This is a genomic window from Mesorhizobium sp. C416B (genome assembly GCF_030323165.1).
Classification (GTDB): Bacteria; Pseudomonadota; Alphaproteobacteria; order Rhizobiales; family Rhizobiaceae; genus Mesorhizobium.
Genome location: NZ_CP100471.1, coordinates 5,539,017 through 5,556,487 on the forward strand (window position 1 = coordinate 5,539,017; position 17,471 = coordinate 5,556,487).

The 17,471-nt window shown below is 63.2% G+C and carries 18 protein-coding genes; 12 read left to right on the plus strand and 6 right to left on the minus strand.

The window, feature by feature from the left end; translation table 11 throughout:
• Positions 1-29: 29 nt before the first annotated feature.
• The 3 genes from ypfJ (at position 30) to NLY43_RS27070 (ending at position 3,324) form a co-directional block, all read left to right on the plus strand.
• Positions 30-965: a KPN_02809 family neutral zinc metallopeptidase gene (gene ypfJ / locus NLY43_RS27060; RefSeq protein WP_023672436.1), complete on the plus strand. Its 936-nt coding sequence runs from the start codon at positions 30-32 to the stop codon at positions 963-965.
• A 176-nt stretch (positions 966-1,141) separates the two neighbouring features.
• Positions 1,142-2,407 (plus strand): TCR/Tet family MFS transporter, encoded by a 1,266-nt coding sequence (locus tag NLY43_RS27065; protein ID WP_023711201.1) that lies wholly within the window; start codon positions 1,142-1,144, stop codon positions 2,405-2,407.
• Complete coding sequence (locus tag NLY43_RS27070) at positions 2,404-3,324, plus strand: aldo/keto reductase (protein ID WP_023711202.1); 921 nt, start codon at positions 2,404-2,406, stop codon at positions 3,322-3,324. Before NLY43_RS27065 ends, NLY43_RS27070 begins: the two co-directional genes overlap by 4 nt.
• Before the next feature lie 10 nt (positions 3,325-3,334).
• On the opposite strand, the gene NLY43_RS27075 is transcribed toward NLY43_RS27070, so the two are convergent.
• From NLY43_RS27075 to carA, 3 genes are all read right to left on the minus strand, one after another.
• Entirely contained in the window at positions 3,335-3,718 is a 384-nt protein-coding gene (locus NLY43_RS27075) for a helix-turn-helix domain-containing protein (protein WP_023711203.1), read from the minus strand.
• 11 nt (positions 3,719-3,729) lie between these two features.
• Positions 3,730-3,981, minus strand: a complete 252-nt coding sequence (locus NLY43_RS27080; protein WP_023711204.1) for a type II toxin-antitoxin system RelE family toxin — start codon at positions 3,979-3,981, stop codon at positions 3,730-3,732.
• Positions 3,982-4,049: 68 nt separating this feature from the next.
• Positions 4,050-5,267, minus strand: coding sequence for a glutamine-hydrolyzing carbamoyl-phosphate synthase small subunit (gene carA, locus NLY43_RS27085; RefSeq protein WP_031199239.1), 1,218 nt, complete (start codon positions 5,265-5,267; stop codon positions 4,050-4,052).
• A gap of 260 nt (positions 5,268-5,527) precedes the next feature.
• Here carA and NLY43_RS27090 point away from each other — a divergent pair, with 260 nt between their 5' ends.
• Both NLY43_RS27090 and NLY43_RS27095 read left to right on the plus strand, forming a co-directional pair.
• Entirely contained in the window at positions 5,528-5,977 is a 450-nt protein-coding gene (locus NLY43_RS27090; protein WP_031197556.1) for a GatB/YqeY domain-containing protein, read from the plus strand.
• Between the two features lie 109 nt (positions 5,978-6,086).
• Positions 6,087-6,644 (plus strand): GNAT family N-acetyltransferase, encoded by a 558-nt coding sequence (locus NLY43_RS27095; protein ID WP_023683792.1) that lies wholly within the window; start codon positions 6,087-6,089, stop codon positions 6,642-6,644.
• 7 nt (positions 6,645-6,651) lie between these two features.
• On the opposite strand, the gene NLY43_RS27100 is transcribed toward NLY43_RS27095, so the two are convergent.
• Both NLY43_RS27100 and NLY43_RS27105 read right to left on the minus strand, forming a co-directional pair.
• A complete protein-coding gene (locus tag NLY43_RS27100) occupies positions 6,652-7,833 on the minus strand; it encodes an MFS transporter (protein ID WP_023711206.1) in 1,182 nt (393 codons plus the stop codon).
• 93 nt (positions 7,834-7,926) lie between these two features.
• Positions 7,927-9,591, minus strand: a complete 1,665-nt coding sequence (locus NLY43_RS27105) for a Na/Pi cotransporter family protein (RefSeq protein WP_023672443.1) — start codon at positions 9,589-9,591, stop codon at positions 7,927-7,929.
• Positions 9,592-9,980: 389 nt separating this feature from the next.
• Here NLY43_RS27105 and NLY43_RS27110 point away from each other — a divergent pair, with 389 nt between their 5' ends.
• The 5 genes from NLY43_RS27110 to NLY43_RS27130 all read left to right on the plus strand — a co-directional run bounded on the left by NLY43_RS27110 (position 9,981) and on the right by NLY43_RS27130 (position 15,832).
• Complete coding sequence (locus tag NLY43_RS27110; RefSeq protein ID WP_023683794.1) at positions 9,981-10,349, plus strand: RcnB family protein; 369 nt, start codon at positions 9,981-9,983, stop codon at positions 10,347-10,349.
• A 171-nt stretch (positions 10,350-10,520) separates the two neighbouring features.
• Positions 10,521-12,461: a DNA primase gene (gene dnaG, locus NLY43_RS27115; RefSeq protein ID WP_023711207.1), complete on the plus strand. Its 1,941-nt coding sequence runs from the start codon at positions 10,521-10,523 to the stop codon at positions 12,459-12,461.
• 412 nt (positions 12,462-12,873) lie between these two features.
• A complete protein-coding gene (gene rpoD, locus NLY43_RS27120) occupies positions 12,874-14,898 on the plus strand; it encodes an RNA polymerase sigma factor RpoD (protein WP_023672446.1) in 2,025 nt (674 codons plus the stop codon).
• A 190-nt stretch (positions 14,899-15,088) separates the two neighbouring features.
• Positions 15,089-15,382 carry a GYD domain-containing protein gene (locus NLY43_RS27125; RefSeq protein ID WP_023672447.1) on the plus strand — a complete coding sequence of 98 codons (294 nt, stop codon included), beginning with the start codon at positions 15,089-15,091 and terminating at the stop codon, positions 15,380-15,382.
• A 69-nt stretch (positions 15,383-15,451) separates the two neighbouring features.
• Complete coding sequence (locus tag NLY43_RS27130) at positions 15,452-15,832, plus strand: thiol-disulfide oxidoreductase DCC family protein (RefSeq protein WP_023697082.1); 381 nt, start codon at positions 15,452-15,454, stop codon at positions 15,830-15,832.
• Between the two features lie 45 nt (positions 15,833-15,877).
• On the opposite strand, the gene NLY43_RS27135 is transcribed toward NLY43_RS27130, so the two are convergent.
• Entirely contained in the window at positions 15,878-16,135 is a 258-nt protein-coding gene (locus NLY43_RS27135; RefSeq protein ID WP_023672449.1) for a DUF2798 domain-containing protein, read from the minus strand.
• 271 nt (positions 16,136-16,406) lie between these two features.
• Here NLY43_RS27135 and NLY43_RS27140 point away from each other — a divergent pair, with 271 nt between their 5' ends.
• Positions 16,407-17,075 (plus strand): PadR family transcriptional regulator, encoded by a 669-nt coding sequence (locus NLY43_RS27140; RefSeq protein ID WP_023711208.1) that lies wholly within the window; start codon positions 16,407-16,409, stop codon positions 17,073-17,075.
• A 101-nt stretch (positions 17,076-17,176) separates the two neighbouring features.
• Entirely contained in the window at positions 17,177-17,470 is a 294-nt protein-coding gene (locus NLY43_RS27145; protein ID WP_023701148.1) for an HlyU family transcriptional regulator, read from the plus strand.
• Position 17,471: the final 1 nt, after the last annotated feature.

Consider the following 17,471-nt stretch of genomic DNA (forward strand, 5'->3'; position numbering starts at 1 on the left):
CAGCCGAAATTTGCATACGGGGAGTTGCCATGCTCTGGAAGGGCCGCCGTCAGAGTGACAATGTCGAGGACGAGCGCAGCGACAGCGGCGGCGGTGGTGGTTTCGGCGGCGGCAGCCCTGGCCAGTTCCGCATCCCGATCGGCGGCCGCACCGGCGGCGGCGGCAGCATATTGCTGGTCGTCCTCGTGGTGCTGGCCGGATGGTATTTCGGCTTCGACCCGTCGCAGATCCTGGGCAGCGGCGACGGCGGCGGCGTGCTGCCGGGTGGCGGTGGCCAGATTACCGACAACAGCGGCGGCCAGGACGACGGCGCCGGCACGCCTGCTTCCGACGAGATGAAGCAGTTCGTGGCGACCGTGCTGGCCGAGACCGAAGAGACCTGGACCGGCATCTTCCAGTCGCAGGGCCTGAAATACGAGGACCCGAAGCTTGTGCTGTTCAGCGGCCAGATCCGCTCGGCCTGCGGCTCCGCCTCGACGGCAGCCGGACCGTTCTATTGTCCCGGCGACCACAAGGTCTACCTCGACACCACCTTCTTCCAGCAGCTCGACCAGCAGTTCGGCGCCTCGGGGGATTTCGCCCAAGCCTATGTGATCGCTCATGAAGTCGGTCACCATGTGCAGAACCTCACCGGCATCCTGCCCAAGTTCAACCAGATGCGGCAGTCGATGGGTGAGGCGGAAGCCAACCAGATGTCGGTGCGCATCGAGCTGCAGGCCGACTGCTTCGCCGGCGTTTGGGCGCATTTCACCGCGCAGAAGGGCATTCTGGAACAGGGCGACATCGAAGAGGCGCTCAACGCCGCCAAGCAGATCGGCGACGATACGCTGCAGAAGAAGATGCAGGGCTATGTCGTGCCGGAAAGCTTCAACCACGGGACGTCGCAGCAGCGGCAGACCTGGCTGGCGCGCGGCTACAAGAGCGGCAAGCTGTCGGATTGCAACACGCTGACCGGTCCGGTTTGAGGCGCTCGCAAGTTCCAGCCGACCGCGGTCCAAAGCGCATCCGTCGGCGGGCCGATTCACCACCGGCAACAGATGTCAGGAGGAGAACGCCTGAGGCGTTCTCCTATTGTTCCAAAGTGGCGCCTCGCCTATAACGGGCGCCCGCCCAAGGGCGGTCTCAGGGAGCAGACGCCATCATGATCGACCCCAAAACCGCCAGGCGGGGCCTTGCGCTCGTCTTCACCACGCTGCTGCTCGACATTATCGGCTTCGGCATGATCATGCCGGTGTTGCCGGCCTTTCTCAGGGAGCTTTCCGGCGTCGGCATCAGCGAAGCGGCGATCGAAGGCGGCTGGCTGTTCTTCGTCTATGCGGCGATGCAGTTCTTCTTCGCGCCAATCATGGGTGGATTGAGCGACCGCTTCGGGCGGCGGCCGATCCTGCTTGCCTCGGTGCTTACATTCTCGATCGACAATCTGATCTGCGCCATCGCCTGGTCCTATCCGATGCTGTTCATCGGCCGCGTGCTGGCCGGCATTTCGGGCGCCAGCTATTCGACGACGTCGGCCTTCATTGCCGACATCTCGAACGATGACAACCGGGCGAAGAATTTCGGTCTGCTCGGCATCGCCTTCGGCGTCGGCTTCGTCATTGGGCCGGTGCTGGGCGGGCTGCTCGGCACGTTCGGGCCGCGAGTGCCGTTTTACTTTGCCGCCGGGCTTGCCTTCGTGAACTTCCTCATCGCCATGTTCTTCCTGCCTGAAACGCTCGATGAAAAGCACCGCCGCCGCTTCGAGTGGAAACGCGCCAACCCGGTCGGCACGCTGCTGCAGATGCGCCAATATCAGGGCATCGGCTGGATCGGGCTCGCCTTCTTCCTAATGACGCTCGGCCACATGATGTATCCGGCGGTGTGGTCGTTCGTGTCCAATTATCGTTATGGCTGGAGCGAGCAGCAGATCGGCTTCTCGCTCGGCGCCTTCGGCCTGTGTGGGGCGATCGTCATGGCGACGGTGCTGCCGCGCGTGATCCCCAAACTTGGTGAATGGAGGACGGCGGTCATCGGCCTGACATTCACGGCGGCCAGCGCCTTCGGCTACGCCTTCGCCTCGCAAGGCTGGATGATTTATGCGGTGATCGTCGTCGGCTGCCTCGAAGCATTGGCCGATCCGCCGCTGAGGAGCCTCGCCGCCGCCAAGGTGCCGCCATCGGCGCAAGGCGAATTGCAGGGCGCGATGACGTCGATCTTCTCGATCACATCGATCATCTCGCCGCTGCTCTACACCGCGATCTTTTCCTGGTTCACCGGGCCGAACGCGCCCGTGACATTCGGCGGCGCGCCCTATCTGGTTGGGGCATGCTTCCTGACACTTGCAGTCATCGTCTTCGTGACGAAAGTGGCGCGGCCGGCGGCGGTGAGGAGCGCCGCCACCGGCGTCGCTGAAGATGGAGCACAGCTATGAGCCATGACAGCCGCATAAAGCTGACCAAGGACGGCTTGTCGCTTTCGCGGCTGGTGTTCGGCGCCTGGCGCCTGCTCGACAGCGCCGCGCGCCCGGATGCCGATCAGGTCGCGCGGTTGATCGGCAGCGCGGTCGACCTTGGCCTGACCAGTTTCGACCATGCCGATATCTATGGCAATTACGAGGTCGAAGCGGCGTTCGGCGCTGGCTTGTCGCGCTGGAAGGGCAAGCGCGAGAGCATCGAATTGATCTCGAAATGCGACATCATGCTGGCATCGGCAACCCGGCCGCTGAACCGGCTGAAGCACTACGACACCAGTGCCGCCCATATCGTCGCCTCGGTCGACCGTTCGCTCGCCAATCTCGGCACCGACTATCTCGACCTGTTGTTGCTGCACCGGCCGGATCCGCTGATGGATGCCGACGAGACGGCGGCCGCCCTTGCCGGCCTGGTCAAATCAGGAAAGGTGCGGGCAGTCGGCGTTTCGAATTTCACGCCCTCGCAGTTCGACCTTCTGGCTTCGCGGCTGCCATTTGCCTTGGCCACCAATCAGATCGAGATGTCGGTGCTGAAAACCAATGCGCTGACCGATGGCAGCCTCGATCATGCGCAGCGCCTCGGCTATGCGCCGATGATCTGGTCGCCGCTTGGCGGCGGCTTGCTGTTCACCGGCAAGGAAGGGCGTGAGGCGCGGGTCAGGGCGGCAATCGCGGCGGTGGCTGCCGAGATCGGCGCCGGCGATCTCGCCGCTGTCGCCATCGCCTGGTTGCTGCGCCATCCGGCCCGGCTGGTGCCGGTGCTGGGCACGATGAAGCCCGAGCGGCTGGCCGCCATGGTCAAGGCACTCGATATCGCGCTCGACCGCCAGCAATGGTTCGCCATTTTGGAAGCCAGCGAAGGCCGGCCGGTGCCGTAAGGTTCAGGGACTAGGATTCAATCCATTCGCCAGGCACATCCAATGCCTTCGCCAGCATGGCGCTGGTCTGCGCCGATGGTTTGCGGCGATTAGATTCAAGGTCCGACAGGAAGCCCTGGCTGACACCGATGGCATCAGCCAATTCGGCTTGCGTCAGCTTGCGCCAGTTGCGCAGCGCCTTGAGCCGGCTGGAACCTCGCAAAATATCCATGGTCACCTCGGCGGGCAGGGGCTTTTCCGTTTTGAGCTCGGCCTTCCGCTCATCGTAGATCGCCACATCCGCAGCGTCTTCTCTGGCTTCTTCGGCGGCATGCAGCAATGCCTCGTAGTCAGCCTTCGGGATGACGACCAGTTCTTCCCCGGTTGAAGTCCTTATGATTTGCGGAGCGTTCATGATGTCCTGTCCTATGGCCGGCTGTAGGTCGTCGTTTCGCGCTTGCCGATGTAGATCGCGAGGATTGTCGTGCGATCTTCATCGAAGATAACGCGGTAGCGACCGATCCGAAGTCTGTAACCGTCTCGGCCGGCAAGACGTTTCACATCTCCACGCCCGCTGATGGCATAAGTGTTCAAGCCCTCGGTAACCTGCTCGCGGACATCGGCCGGCAGATTATCGAGATCGCGAGCTGCCGACGCCGAGAGGATGATCGTCTTCACGGCAGGAATATCGCAGATTTATCGCTTTATGTTAAGCGATGTTATCGCTTAATTCTGCTTGGCAAGGCTCAGGCGCGCTCGGCCAGCAATTCCTCGCCGCGCTTTTCGCGGATCAGGTTGACGAAGCGGCGGAACAGATAGTGCGAGTCCTGCGGGCCGGGCGAGGCCTCGGGGTGGTGCTGGACCGAGAACACCGGACGTCCGGTCAGCGCGATGCCGCAGTTCGAGCCATCGAACAGCGAGACATGGGTTTCCTCGACGCCCTCGGGCAAGGAGTCGGCATCGACGGCAAAGCCGTGGTTCATCGAGACGATCTCGACCTTGCCGGTGGTATGATCCTTGACCGGGTGGTTGGCGCCGTGATGGCCCTGGTGCATCTTGGCGGTCTTGCCGCCGAGCGCCAGGGCCAGCATCTGGTGGCCGAGGCAGATGCCGAACACCGGAATATCGGTCTTGAGCAGGTCCTGGATGACCGGCACCGCGTAGTCGCCGGTGGCTTCCGGGTCGCCGGGGCCGTTGGAGAGGAAGATGCCGTCGGGCTGCATGGCCAGGATTTCTTCCGAACCGGTACCGGCCGGAACCACGGTGACCTTGGCGCCGAGGCCGGAAAGCAGGCGAAGGATGTTACGCTTGACGCCGTAGTCGATGGCGACGACGTGCATCGACGGCTCGGCCTGTTCGCCAAAGCCTTCGTTCCACACCCAGGGCGTTCCACGCCAGACCGAGGACTGGCCGGAGGTGACTTCCTTGGCGAGGTCAAGCCCGATCAGGCCCGACCAGGCGGCGGCCCGCCGCTTCAAATCGTCGAGGTCGAAGATGCCGTCGGGCGCGTGCGCAATGACGGCATTGGGCATGCCCTTTTCGCGGATCAGCGCGGTCAGCGCCCGGGTGTCGATGCCCGACAGCGCGACGATGCCGCGCTTCTTCAGCCACTGGTCCAGCCCGGTGCCGGCGCGGTAGTTGGACGGGTTGGTGACATCGGCCTTGAACACCGCGCCGACGGCGCCGGCACGGGCGACCGGGTTCAAGTCCTCGATGTCCTCGTCATTGGTGCCGATGTTGCCGATATGCGGGAAGGTGAAGGTGACGATCTGGCCGGCATAGGACGGGTCGGTGAGAATTTCCTGGTAGCCGGTGAGCGCGGTGTTGAAGCAGACTTCGGCAACGGCGGAACCGGTGGCGCCGAGGCCGCGACCCTCGATGACGGTGCCGTCGGCCAGCACCAGAAGGGCGGTCGGCTTTTCGGTTGCCCAAGGCGGGGTCAGTCCGGGGGTCATCTCGGCCATGGCGACGCTCCTGTCACGCTGCGCGCTTCGATGGCGGGCCATCTGCGCAGCAAACGGCGCGGCCGATCTCTCGAGCCTGCGCGCATCAATTCTTTGTCTTGTGCAAGGCCGAGTACATAGGGGAAGGCGCCAGAGCGGTCAATGATGCCCGTGCCAAAAACGGCGAGCATTTGTTTCGTCGAACAATATCAGAGGCTTGGCGTGTTTGCTTTACGAGTTCGCCACCGTTATTGTCCGCACCGTTCGAAGGAGAAAGCATCATGCGCGCAAAAATCGCCGAATCCCTGAAGAGCGCGATGAAGGCGCAGGACAAGCACCGGCTGCCGACACTGCGGCTCATCCAGGCCGCCATTCACGACCGCGACATAGCCAATCGCGGCTCGGCCAAGGACCCCGCCAGCGACGAGGAGATCCTGCAGATCCTGGCCAAAATGGTGAAGCAGCGCGAGGAATCGGCCAAGGCGTTCGAGGACGGCAAGCGCCCGGAACTGGCGGCGCAGGAGCGTGGCGAGATGGAGATCATCCGCGGCTTCCTGCCGACGCAGTTGGACGAGGCGGCGGTGACTGCAGCGGCGCGCGAAGCGATCACTGCTACCGGTGCGACCAGCCAGAAGGACATGGGCAAGGTGATCGCTGTGCTGAAGCAGAAATATGCCGGCCAGATGGATTTCGGCAAGGCTAGCGGCATCGTCAAAGGCCTGCTGCAGTAGGAGCCGACACCACTTCAATGGCGAAGGAGAGCAGGGGCATTACCTCTGGGCAAGAAACGGTCCGCACCGGCTTAAGCGAGCAAGCCTTGACCTGCCGGAGAGACCCACCATGATCGAAATCGTCAAACCCACGCTCGAACATCTGCCCTCCTACAAGGCGGCGCTCGAGCGTGGCTGGTCGCCGGACAATGTCCGGCTGATGGAAGCGACGCGCGAGCAACTTGCGGCGATCGACGAGGATCCCGCGGCGTTCCTTGCCAGCCTCGACGATCCCGAGGCCAAAGGAGGCCCGATTACCTTGCCGGACGGCACGACCGTGCCGCGGCTGCCGGGCTTCCGGCGCTGGATCTGGGACGGCGAGGCCGCCGGCTCGATCGGCTTTCGCTGGCAGCCGGGTACGGCCGCGCTGCCGTCGCATGTGCTCGGCCATATCGGCTATGCCGTGGTGCCGTGGAAGCGCGGACGAGGCTATGCGACCGAGGCGCTGCGGCTGATGCTGGACGAGGCGAGGGCTGTTGGTTTGCCATATGTCGAGATCACCACCGACCTCGACAATCCGGCCTCGCAGAAGGTGGTGCTGGCCAATGGCGGCCGTGTGGTCGGTCCGTTCATCAAGGACGCCGCGTATGGCGGCGCCGAGAGTTTGTTGTTCCGGATCGATTTGTAGTCCGACGCTATTCGGCCGCTGCCGGCAGCGGCGGCGCTGCCCGGCTGCGCCCCTCCCAGATGTAGGAGGCAAGTGCCACCACCACCGCCACCAGCATGGCGGCAGCGCCCACAACCGGCAGGCTGCGATAGCCGTAGCCGGCATTGAGCATGGCAGCGCCCAGCGACGCGGCGAGCGCGATGCCGACATTGAAGCCGGAGGGGATGAGCGAGGAGGCGAGGTTGGAGGCGTCCGCCGTCCAGCCCAGTATGCGGGTCTGGATCGGCGTGCCTATGGCGAAGTTGAGGCCACCCCAGATAACGATGGCGATGACCATCGGCACGGGGTAGGGGCTGACGGCATAGATCACGCCCAACATCACCGCCTGCAGCGCAAGCATGGTGATCAGCGACGGCATCAGCTTCCAATCGGAAAGCTTGCCGCCGAGAAACACACCGACGGTGGCGCCGACGCCGTTGAGCAGCAGCACCCAGGGGATCAGGCTCTCGTCGAGATGGGTCACCTCAAGCAGTGTCGGGGTGATGTAGGTGAACAGGCCGAACTGGCCGATCATCAACGTCAGCATCAGGATCAGCGAGGTCCAGACTTGCTGGCGCGCCAGCACGCGAAACTCGCTGCCAAGACTGGCGGATGGCCTTGATGCGCCTGTCGTGCGCGGCAAAAGCGCAGCCATGGCGGCGAACGCCACCACGCCCAGCGCGCACATCACCCAGAAGGTGGCGCGCCAGCCCCAGAGATTGCCGATTGCGGTGCCGGCCGGCACGCCGATGACATTGGATACGGTGAGGCCGGAGAGGATCACAGCCACGGCCATGCCGCGCTTGTCCTCGGGCACGAGGCCGACAGCCACCACCATGGCGACGCCGAAATAGGCGCCGTGTGCGACGGCGACCGCAATGCGCAAGAGCAGCATCGAGGTAAAATCGGGCGCCGCCGCGCAAGCGGCCTGGCCGATGGTGAAGGCGACGGTCAGGCAAAGCAGTAGCGTCTTGCGGGAAATGCCCTTGGTGGCGAGCGCCAGCAATGGCCCACCAACGGCGATGCCGCCGGCATAGCCGGAGACGAGATAGCCGGAAGTCGGGATCGAAACGCCAAGGCCGTCGGCCACTTGCGGCAATACACCGGCGATGACGAATTCGGTGGTGCCGAAAGCAAAGGCGGCAATGAACAGGGCAATGAGCGGGAGCATGGCGGAAGCGATCCTCGGATAAGGTCGCCTCAAACCATGGATGGGGTTCGTGGGCAATGCAGAAATTATCGACGCCGCTTTAGGTTTTCTTGATCAGCTTGCCTTCAACCGCGACCCACCGAGCAACCCGCGCTCTTCCAGCACCGGGTAGGCCATCGACGCCAGCAGCGAGTTGATCTGCTTCAGGTCGCGGATGGTGTCGAGGTGGATGGAACTTGTTTCGACGCTCTTGGCGGTGCCGTCGCGCAGGCGCACGAAATGGCTGGCGCTGGTTTCCTTTTCGCGGTCGCGCAGCCGGTCCTTTTCCAGCACCAGCTGGCGGGCGGTCTCAGGGTCGCGCGACACCAGCACGTTGAAAGCAAGCCTGGCATTGGCCAGCACCGAGGTGTGAAAGGCGAGCAGCTCGCTCCAGCCCTCGGGCGTGAACTCCAGCCCGCGCTCGAACTTCTTCTTCACATGCACCAGCATGTTGCGCACGATGATGTCGCCGACCTGCTCGAGCTTGACGCAGGCGCCTATCAGCTCCTGGCAGCGCAGCGCCTCGTCCTCTGTGAGCGAGTTCCTGGTCAATTTGGCCAGATAGAGCTTGATCGCCGCGTGCTTCCTGTCGACGCGGTCGTCAAGGGCGGCCAGCGCCTTGATCTTGTCGCCGTCGGCGCTTTCATACAGCTCGATGATGCGCTTGAGCATGATCTCGACCGTCTCGCAGACGCGCACCACCTCGCGGGTGGCGTTGGCCAGCGCCTGGCTCGGAACGTCGAGCGCGCCGTCGTTGAGGGCGGAGAGTTCGACCACATCGAGCTCTGTAGCAGGCGCCGGCTTGGTGCCCATTGCGACGATCTTCTCAGAGGCACGATAGATCAGGCTGGCAAGCGGCAGGCCGGCGAGCAGGATCAGCACATTGAACAGGATGTGGGCGTTGACGATCTGGTCGGGCACGGTGGCGCCGAGGAAGGCGACCGGTGGCTTCAGCGTCATGAACAGGATCAGCATCACCAGCGAGCCCATGCCGCGCATCAACAGATTGCCGATCGGCACGACGCGCACGCCAGGTTCGGCACTTCGGGTGAGCAGCGGCGCGATGATCGACGAGCCGAGATTGACGCCGAGCACCAGCACGATGCCGAGTTCGGGCGGGATGAAGCCGCGGCCGGCCAGCGTGACCATCAAAAGCACGGCGGCGATCGAGGAGTGGAACAGCCAGGTGACGAGCGCGGCGAGCAGATAGGCGGTGACGTAGTCGCTGGAGAAATATTCGATGATGAGCGGCATCAGCGTGCTCTGGCGCAGCGGCTCCGAGGCCTGGCCGATCATCTCCAGCGACAGTACCAGAAGGCCGATGCCGACCAGGATGCGGCCGAACTGGCGCCAGTCGCGCCGCTCGGTGGCCATGAACATGACCGTGCCGGCGACGAGGCAGATCGGCACCAGCAGAGTCAGATCGAAGGTCAAGAGCTTGACCACCAGCGCCGAGCCGATCTCGGCGCCGCGCACAGCCAATTGGCCCGACATGCCCGAGACGATGCCGGCGCCGGCGAAGGAGCCGACGAGAAGCGTGACGGCGGTCGAGCTCTGCAGCGCGATGGACAGGCCGCAGCCGGCCAAAACCGCCATGATCGGATTGCGCATGGTGGAGCGCAGCCGGTGACGCAGCACGTCGCCATAGGCGCGCTCGACGCCTGTCTTGACCATGCGGGTGGCAAACAACATCAGCGCCACCGCGCCCGCCAGATGCAGCAGGACGACGGAGCCGCTCATTTCGAAACCCGCACGCAGACAGGGACCGCGACGCGGAGGGCGCGCAGTGCAGGGAGGAAAACGGGGCTGCGAATCATGGTCATGACAGTCTTGAACAATATCCCGGAATATTTTAGCCGGGTAATAAAATCTTGTCGATTTCAAGAGCCGTCGCGGCGCGACAGGGCGTGTCGGAAAATGGACGGATGCGCAAATGGTTGCATGGCGGATCCCTGGTGATGGCAGCGGATCGTCCCGGTTTGCCGGACTCCCGGCAATCGCCTTTGCGATGATGTTCAAATATCCAGGATAAGCACCGGATTTCATTACGTAAATGTAATGCTAGTGTTCAGTTTCGGTTCATCCTTCGGGCGCTATTCCCTAGGCATCGACAACCAAGGAGCCCCGCTATGAAACGTATTGTTCTTTCCGCCCTCGCTTTCTCGATGCTGGCCGCCACTTCGCTTACCGGCCAGGCCGCACCGGTGAACGCACCGGTCGCACCGCAGTCGAATTACACGCAGGTCGACTGGCAGAGGCCCGGCAAGCATGTCGATGTCAGGAAGCGCGTCGTGAAGAAGACGGTGGTCGTCAAGCGCAGCCATTGGCGCAATGGCCGGAAATATTCCAGCTGGAAGCGGCACCAGCCGATCCGCGATTATGGCCGCTATGGCCTGCATCGCCCCGGCCGCGGCCAGGAATGGATCCGCGTCGGCAACGACTATGTGCTGGTCAGCGTCCTGTCCGGCATCATCTTCGGCGCCATTGCCGCGCATTAAGCCCGGCCTCGCCGGCGCAATGCAGAGACTTGAAAGGAGGCGGCCCGAAACGGCCGCCTTTCTTTTGGCTGTAGAAACCGGGCTTTTTGGCTGTGGAAACCGGGTATGGTCCGCAATAAGGGTCGTCGGATTCCGCGCGCATGATTATATGAGGGACAAACGAGTTCCCCAATGCGCTTTCCGCCCGCCTTTCTCGATGAGATACGCGACCGTGTGCCGATTTCATCGGTCATCGGCCAGCGCGTCGCATGGGACAGGAAGAAGACCAACGCCTCGCGCGGCGACTATTGGGCCTGTTGTCCGTTCCATGGCGAAAAGAGCCCCTCCTTCCACTGCGAGGACAAGAAGGGCCGCTATCACTGTTTCGGCTGTTCGGTGTCGGGCGATCATTTCAAGTTCCTGACCGAGCTCGACGGATTAAGCTTTCCCGAAGCGGTCGAGAAGATCGCCGACATGGCCGGCGTGCCGATGCCGGTGCGCGACGAGCGGGAAGAACAGCGTGAGAAGGAACGCGCCAGTCTGACCGACGTCATGGAGATGGCGACTGCCTTCTTCCAGGAGCGGCTGCAAGGACCGGAGGGTGCAAAAGCCCGCGCCTATCTCAGGGATCGCGGGCTGACGCCGGCGACGCAGCAATCGTTCCGGCTGGGCTTTGCGCCCGACAGCCGCAATGCGCTGAAGGAACATCTTGCCGCCAAGGGTGTGCCCAAGGCCGACATCGAGGCCTGCGGGCTGGTGCGTCATGGCGACGACATCCCGGTCTCCTATGACTGGTTCCGCGATCGCATCATGTTCCCGATCCCGGATTCGCGCGGCAAGATCATCGCCTTCGGCGGCCGGGCACTGGCGCCCGATGCGCTGGCCAAATACATGAATTCCCCCGACACCGAGCTCTTTCACAAGGGCAATGTGCTCTACAATTTCGCCCGCGCCCGCAAAGCGCTGGCAAAAGGCGGCACGGTGATTGCCGTCGAAGGCTATATGGACGTGATCGCGCTGGCGCAGGCCGGCTTCGAGAACGCCGTGGCGCCGCTCGGCACCGCGCTCACCGAAAACCAGCTCGAACTTCTGTGGCGCATGGCGCCTGAGCCGATGCTGTGCTTCGACGGCGACCAGGCCGGGCTGAAGGCGGCGTGGCGCGCCGCGGATCTCGCGCTGCCGTCGGTGCAGGCCGGGCGGTCGGTGCGCTTTGCGCTGTTGCCGGAGGGCAAGGATCCCGACGATCTGGTCAAGGCAGAAGGGCCGGACGCGTTTCGTGCCGTGCTGGCGGAAGCGCGGCCTCTCGCTGATTTGTTGTGGATGCGTGAGACATCCGGTGGCGTCTTCGACACGCCGGAGCGGCGGGCGGGGCTGACAAAGACGCTGCGCGAACTGACCAGCCGCATCCGCGATGAGAGCCAGCGCTACCACTACCAGCAGTGGATGCGCGAGCGGGAGCTGACCTTCTTCAGCGCCCAGCGCGAAGTGCGGCAAGGTCGCCAGGACTGGAAACCGGGGCAGGGCAAAACGCCCGCACCCGGCGGACAGTTCGCCAAAGGCAGCGGGGCAGGCGCGCGCGCCGCGATCACCGAAAGCCTCGGCCGCTCCGCCATGGTCAAACGCGGTGGCGAGATGATGTCGGTGCGCGAGGCGACGATCATCGTAGCCCTCGTCAACCATCCGGCGCTGATCGACGAGAACTTCGCCCATGTCGAGTTCCTCGATCTCGCCAACACCGATCTGCAGCGGCTGCACGCCGCCATCCTCGATGCGATGGCGCACGACATGGCCAATGACCGTAGCGCGGTGATCGCCACCATCGAACGTGCCGGCTGCAGCGATATCTGGGGGCGCGCCGTGGCGCTCATCCAACGGGCCAGGCAATGGCCCGCGCTGGAAACCGCAGCGCTTGACGATGCCCGCGACGCCTTCAACCAGGCGCTGCACTTGCAGCGCAGCGCGCGCACCTTACATAAGGAGCTGAAACAGGCGGAAGCAGCGCTCGCCAGCGATCCCACTGACGAAAACTACCGGCACCTCATCGAGATTCAGGCGCAATTCCGTGATGTACAAGCAACGGAAGCGCTGATCGAAGGGTTCGGTGTATCCTCGGGCAGGGGTGGGCGCATCTAGGTCGAAACCTGCGCAAGAATGAATGTTGTACGTGCTGCGCGTCGAATCGACGCCTCTAAGTCGGGTAATTGATTCGCTTTTTTGATGCGAATCATGCGAGAGGCGCTTGACCTTCTGGCAGAATGACGGAATCAGGACGATTCGAAACCTTAACCCGCGCCGGCGTCGATGGAAATGCACTGACGCGAGGTGCTGATCACTGGACAGGCTGTCAGCCTGCCACAGATATCAGGGTTAATCTGGACTTAATGCATATCGCCCAAAAGTGAAAACCGGTTTTGGGGGCACGATATGAACAAACAAAAGAGTTGATTCGGTTACCGGCCCGGTTAAGCGCCACCAGCGCATGTAGTTTGACCGGTGCGGCAGCTACGCGGCTTCGATGCTCGGCCGCTAGGAGAAGATAAAGACTATGGCGACAAAGGAAAAGGAAGAGGTCGAGACCGAACGTGAAGGCGCCACCGATGGGCCTCTGCTCGACCTTTCCGATGATGCTGTCAAGAAGATGATCAAGGCCGCCAAGAAGCGCGGCTATGTGACTCTCGACGAACTGAACGCGGTGCTGCCGTCGGAAGAGACCGATCCGGATCGCATCGAAGACATCAATGCGATGCTGTCCGACATGGGCATCAACGTGGTCGAGGACGACGATCAGAGCGAGGAGCCCGAGGCCGCCGACAGCAATGCCGACGCCGAGGAAGACGCCAACGAACTGGCCGAGCAGACCGGCACCGCCGTCGCCGCCACGACCACCAAGAAAGAGCCGACCGACCGCACCGATGACCCGGTGCGCATGTATCTGCGCGAGATGGGCTCGGTCGAGCTCCTGTCGCGCGAGGGCGAAATCGCGATCGCCAAGCGCATCGAGGCCGGCCGCGAGACGATGATCGCGGGCCTCTGCGAAAGCCCGCTGACCTTCCAGGCCATCATCATCTGGCGTGACGAGCTCAACGAATCCAAGATCCTGCTGCGCGAGATCATCGACCTCGAAGCCACCTATGCCGGCCCCGAAGCCAAGCAGGCGCCGGTGGTCGAGCGCATCGAGGAGGCGCCCAAGGCCGAGGACAAGCCGAGGCGTGGACGCGACGAGGAAGACGACATCACCAATGTCGGCGCCGACACGCGCGGCCTGGTCGATGACGACGAGGAAGACGAGGACGAGGCGAGCCTGTCGCTGGCGGCGATGGAAGCGGAGCTGCGCCCGCAGGTGATGGAGACGCTCGACGTCATCGCCGACACCTACAAGAAGCTGCGCAAGCTGCAGGACCAGCAGGTCGAGAACCGTCTGGCCGCGACCGGCACGCTGTCGCCAAGCCAGGACCGCCGCCTGAAGGAGCTGAAGGACCAGCTGATCAAGGCGGTGAAGTCGCTGTCGCTCAACACGGCGCGCATCGAGGCGCTGGTCGAGCAGCTCTACGACATCAACAAGCGGCTGGTGCAGAACGAAGGCAAGCTGCTGCGCCTGGCCGAAAGCTATGGCGTGCGCCGCGAGGAGTTCCTCAAGGAATATCAGGGCTCCGAGCTCGACCCGAACTGGACGCGCTCGATCGGCAACCTGACCTCGCGCGGTTGGAAGGAATTCACCAAGAACGAGAAAGACGCGATCAAGGATCTGCGTTCGGAAATCCAGAACCTCGCAACCGAGACGGCGATCTCAATCCTGGAATTCCGCAAGATCGTCAACCAGGTGCAGAAGGGCGAGCGCGAAGCCGCGATCGCCAAGAAGGAAATGGTCGAGGCCAATCTGCGCCTCGTCATCTCCATCGCCAAGAAATATACCAATCGCGGCCTGCAGTTCCTCGACCTGATCCAGGAAGGCAATATCGGCTTGATGAAGGCGGTCGACAAATTCGAATACCGCCGCGGCTACAAGTTCTCGACCTACGCGACATGGTGGATCCGGCAGGCGATCACGCGTTCGATCGCCGACCAGGCGCGCACCATCCGCATCCCGGTGCACATGATCGAAACGATCAACAAGATCGTGCGCACGTCGCGCCAGATGCTGCATGAAATCGGCCGCGAGCCGACGCCGGAGGAACTGGCAGAAAAGCTCGCAATGCCGCTCGAAAAAGTGCGCAAGGTGTTGAAGATCGCCAAGGAGCCGATCTCGCTCGAAACCCCTGTGGGTGACGAAGAGGATTCGCATCTGGGCGATTTCATCGAGGACAAGATGGCGATCCTGCCGATCGATGCGGCGATCCAAGCCAATCTGCGCGAGACCACCACGCGGGTGCTCGCCTCGCTGACGCCGCGCGAGGAGCGGGTGCTGCGCATGCGCTTCGGCATCGGCATGAACACCGACCACACGCTGGAAGAAGTCGGCCAGCAGTTCTCGGTGACGCGCGAGCGTATCCGCCAGATCGAAGCCAAGGCGCTGCGCAAGCTCAAGCACCCGAGCCGGAGCCGCAAGCTGAGGAGCTTCCTCGACAGCTGATACCGGCAACAGACCAGCAGTCGAAAAGGGCGCCGATGGCGCCCTTTTTGTTGCCGGGTGAAGGCTCTTGTCGCCCATCTCCGTCGGGAGGATACTTGCCTGGTCGGATGCATGTTCTGGGCGAAAAACCGGATGTCCGCCCCGGCTGATGTCCTCAGCCGTGCTCCGTGGCGCCGGAGGGAGGTGTGTGATGACAACCTACATCCTGCTGATGAACTGGACGGAACAGGGCGCCAGAAATATCCGAGAGTCGCCGAAGCGGCTCGATGCCGCCAAGAAGCAACTGGCCGACATGGGCGGCTCGTTCAAGGCGTTTTACCTGACTATGGGCGAATATGACATGGTGGCGATTATCGAGGCGCCCGACGATGCTGTGCTTGCTCGTTTCGCCCTGATGCTGGCAACGGGTGGCAGCGTCAAGACGCGAACGCTCAAGGCTTTCCCGGAATTTGCCTATCGCGAGATCGTCACTTCGCTTGGATAGCGCTGGGCGCGGGTCCGTGCGGCTCGGCGTCATATTGCGGGGCCGTGCCGTCAGGGTGATAGTCGCGCCATGTCCAAGCCTGCGCTGACCGTCTGGTACAACACACGCTGCCCGGTTTGCGATGGCGGCATCACCCGGCAGAAACGGCGGCTGATCGAGGCGATCAAGGCCGGGCGGATCGAATTCCGCGACATCAACCTCGAACCGGCGGCGCTCTCTGGCTACAGCGCCTCGCTGGAGGACATACGCCGCCGGCTGCATGCCACCGATGCCGAAGGCAGGCTGCTGGTCGGCGCCGATGTCGCGGTTGCCGTCTGGCGGGCGACGCCGGGCGAGGGCTGGCTGGCGACGCTCTTCGGCAATCCGGTCGCGCTGCCGCTGACGCGCTTGGCCTATGATCGTTTCGCCGATCTTCTCTATGCCTGGAACCGGCGCAAGGGCCGCTGGTAGCGAGGCAAGGCCCGAAGATAACTGCGGGCCATACCGTCATGGGCGTTACCGGGACGCCGGCTCGCAAAGCCAGCCGACAATGCGGCGCACCGCCGGCAGCACCATCAGCAACGTTGGGAACGCTACCAGCCAGGACAGGCCCCAGGCAGTGAGCCAGACAGCCGGCAAATCAGGTTGCAGTCCAAGGCTTTTCAGCGTCGATATGAACGAGACGATGAAGGTCATCAGCAGCGACAGCACCAGCGGGCTGACGATCGCGGCATAGCGCGCCGGCAGCTTGCCGCGCTTACGGGTCGTGGTCATTTTTGGATTTTCCTGAACATCCGGTCCGTCGCATTTGGCATCCATTGCGCCGGGTTTCCGGCGGAACTGCCCGGAAAGACCGGGGTGGATGCGTTGCTTGACGTCAGACGCTTACGGAGAGGTTTTGGCCCTCACGCGCTTTCTAGCTGCCGGCGGCGGCGAAATCAACCTTCTGGCGCCGTCTTTAGATACATCGTAAGATATATCTTGACTCATCGGCGGGGCAAGCCTAATTAAGATGTATCGTAAGATATAACTCAAGGAGCAATTCATGCACAGACATCATCCCTTTGGCGAGCGCGCCGAGCGCGCTTTCCTGCATATGGCCGGCAAATTTGGTGGCAGAGGGGGCGGCTTTGGTCCGTTCGGCCACGGCGGACGCGGCGGTGGACGCGGCGGCCCGGGCGACATGTTTCGTGCCGGGCGCATGCTGGCCGACGGCGATCTCAAGCTGATCACGCTGTCGCTGCTGGCCGAGGCGCCGCGCCACGGCTACGACATCATCAAGGCGCTGGAAGAGCGCACCAGCGGCATCTACAGCCCGAGCCCGGGCGTCGTCTATCCGACGCTGACCTTCCTGGAAGAGGCCGGCTATGCGGCTTCAGCCGCCGACGGCAACAAGAAGGTGTTTTCGATCACCGAGGCGGGCCAGGCGCATCTCAACGAAAATCGCGAAATGATCGACGGCGTGCTGGAGCATCTCGAGCGCTTCGGCCGCAAGATGGCCAAAGCGCGGGACTGGTTCGGCTGGAACGACGACGGCGAGGAAGGCGGACGGCGTGGTGGTCGCTCGGAAGCCCGCGACGAGTTCCGCGCCGTGCGCCACCGGCTGCGTGCCGCTCTCGGCGATCTCGTCGACGCGCCGGCTAAAAAGCAGGCTGAAGCGATTGCAGTCCTGGAAGCCGCCGCTGAAGCCCTGGAAGCGCTATCGCACGGTTGACCCCTGGCGAGAACGCTTGCCCGTTCGACTGAGGAACGGTACTGAAAATCATCCTGCACCGCGAGACGTGGTGCAGGATGATTGCCGTTGGAGGAAGCCCCATGTCTTTTCTGAAGCGTCTTTTCGGTGGTGGCGGTGAGGGGGGCGAGCCCAAGAGCGCAGCACCGGCAAAGCAGGTTGAGCACAAGGGATTTTTGATCAGCGCCACGCCCTACAAGGCGGAGGGGGGCCAATACCAGACCTGCGGCGTGGTTTCGAAGGAAGTCGACGGCGTGATGAAGGAACACAAATTCATCCGCGCCGATCGCTTTGCCGGACTGGGCGACGCCGTCGACATCTCGATCAAGAAGGGCATGCAACTGGTCGACGAGCAAGGCGAGAGGATGTTCGGGTAGC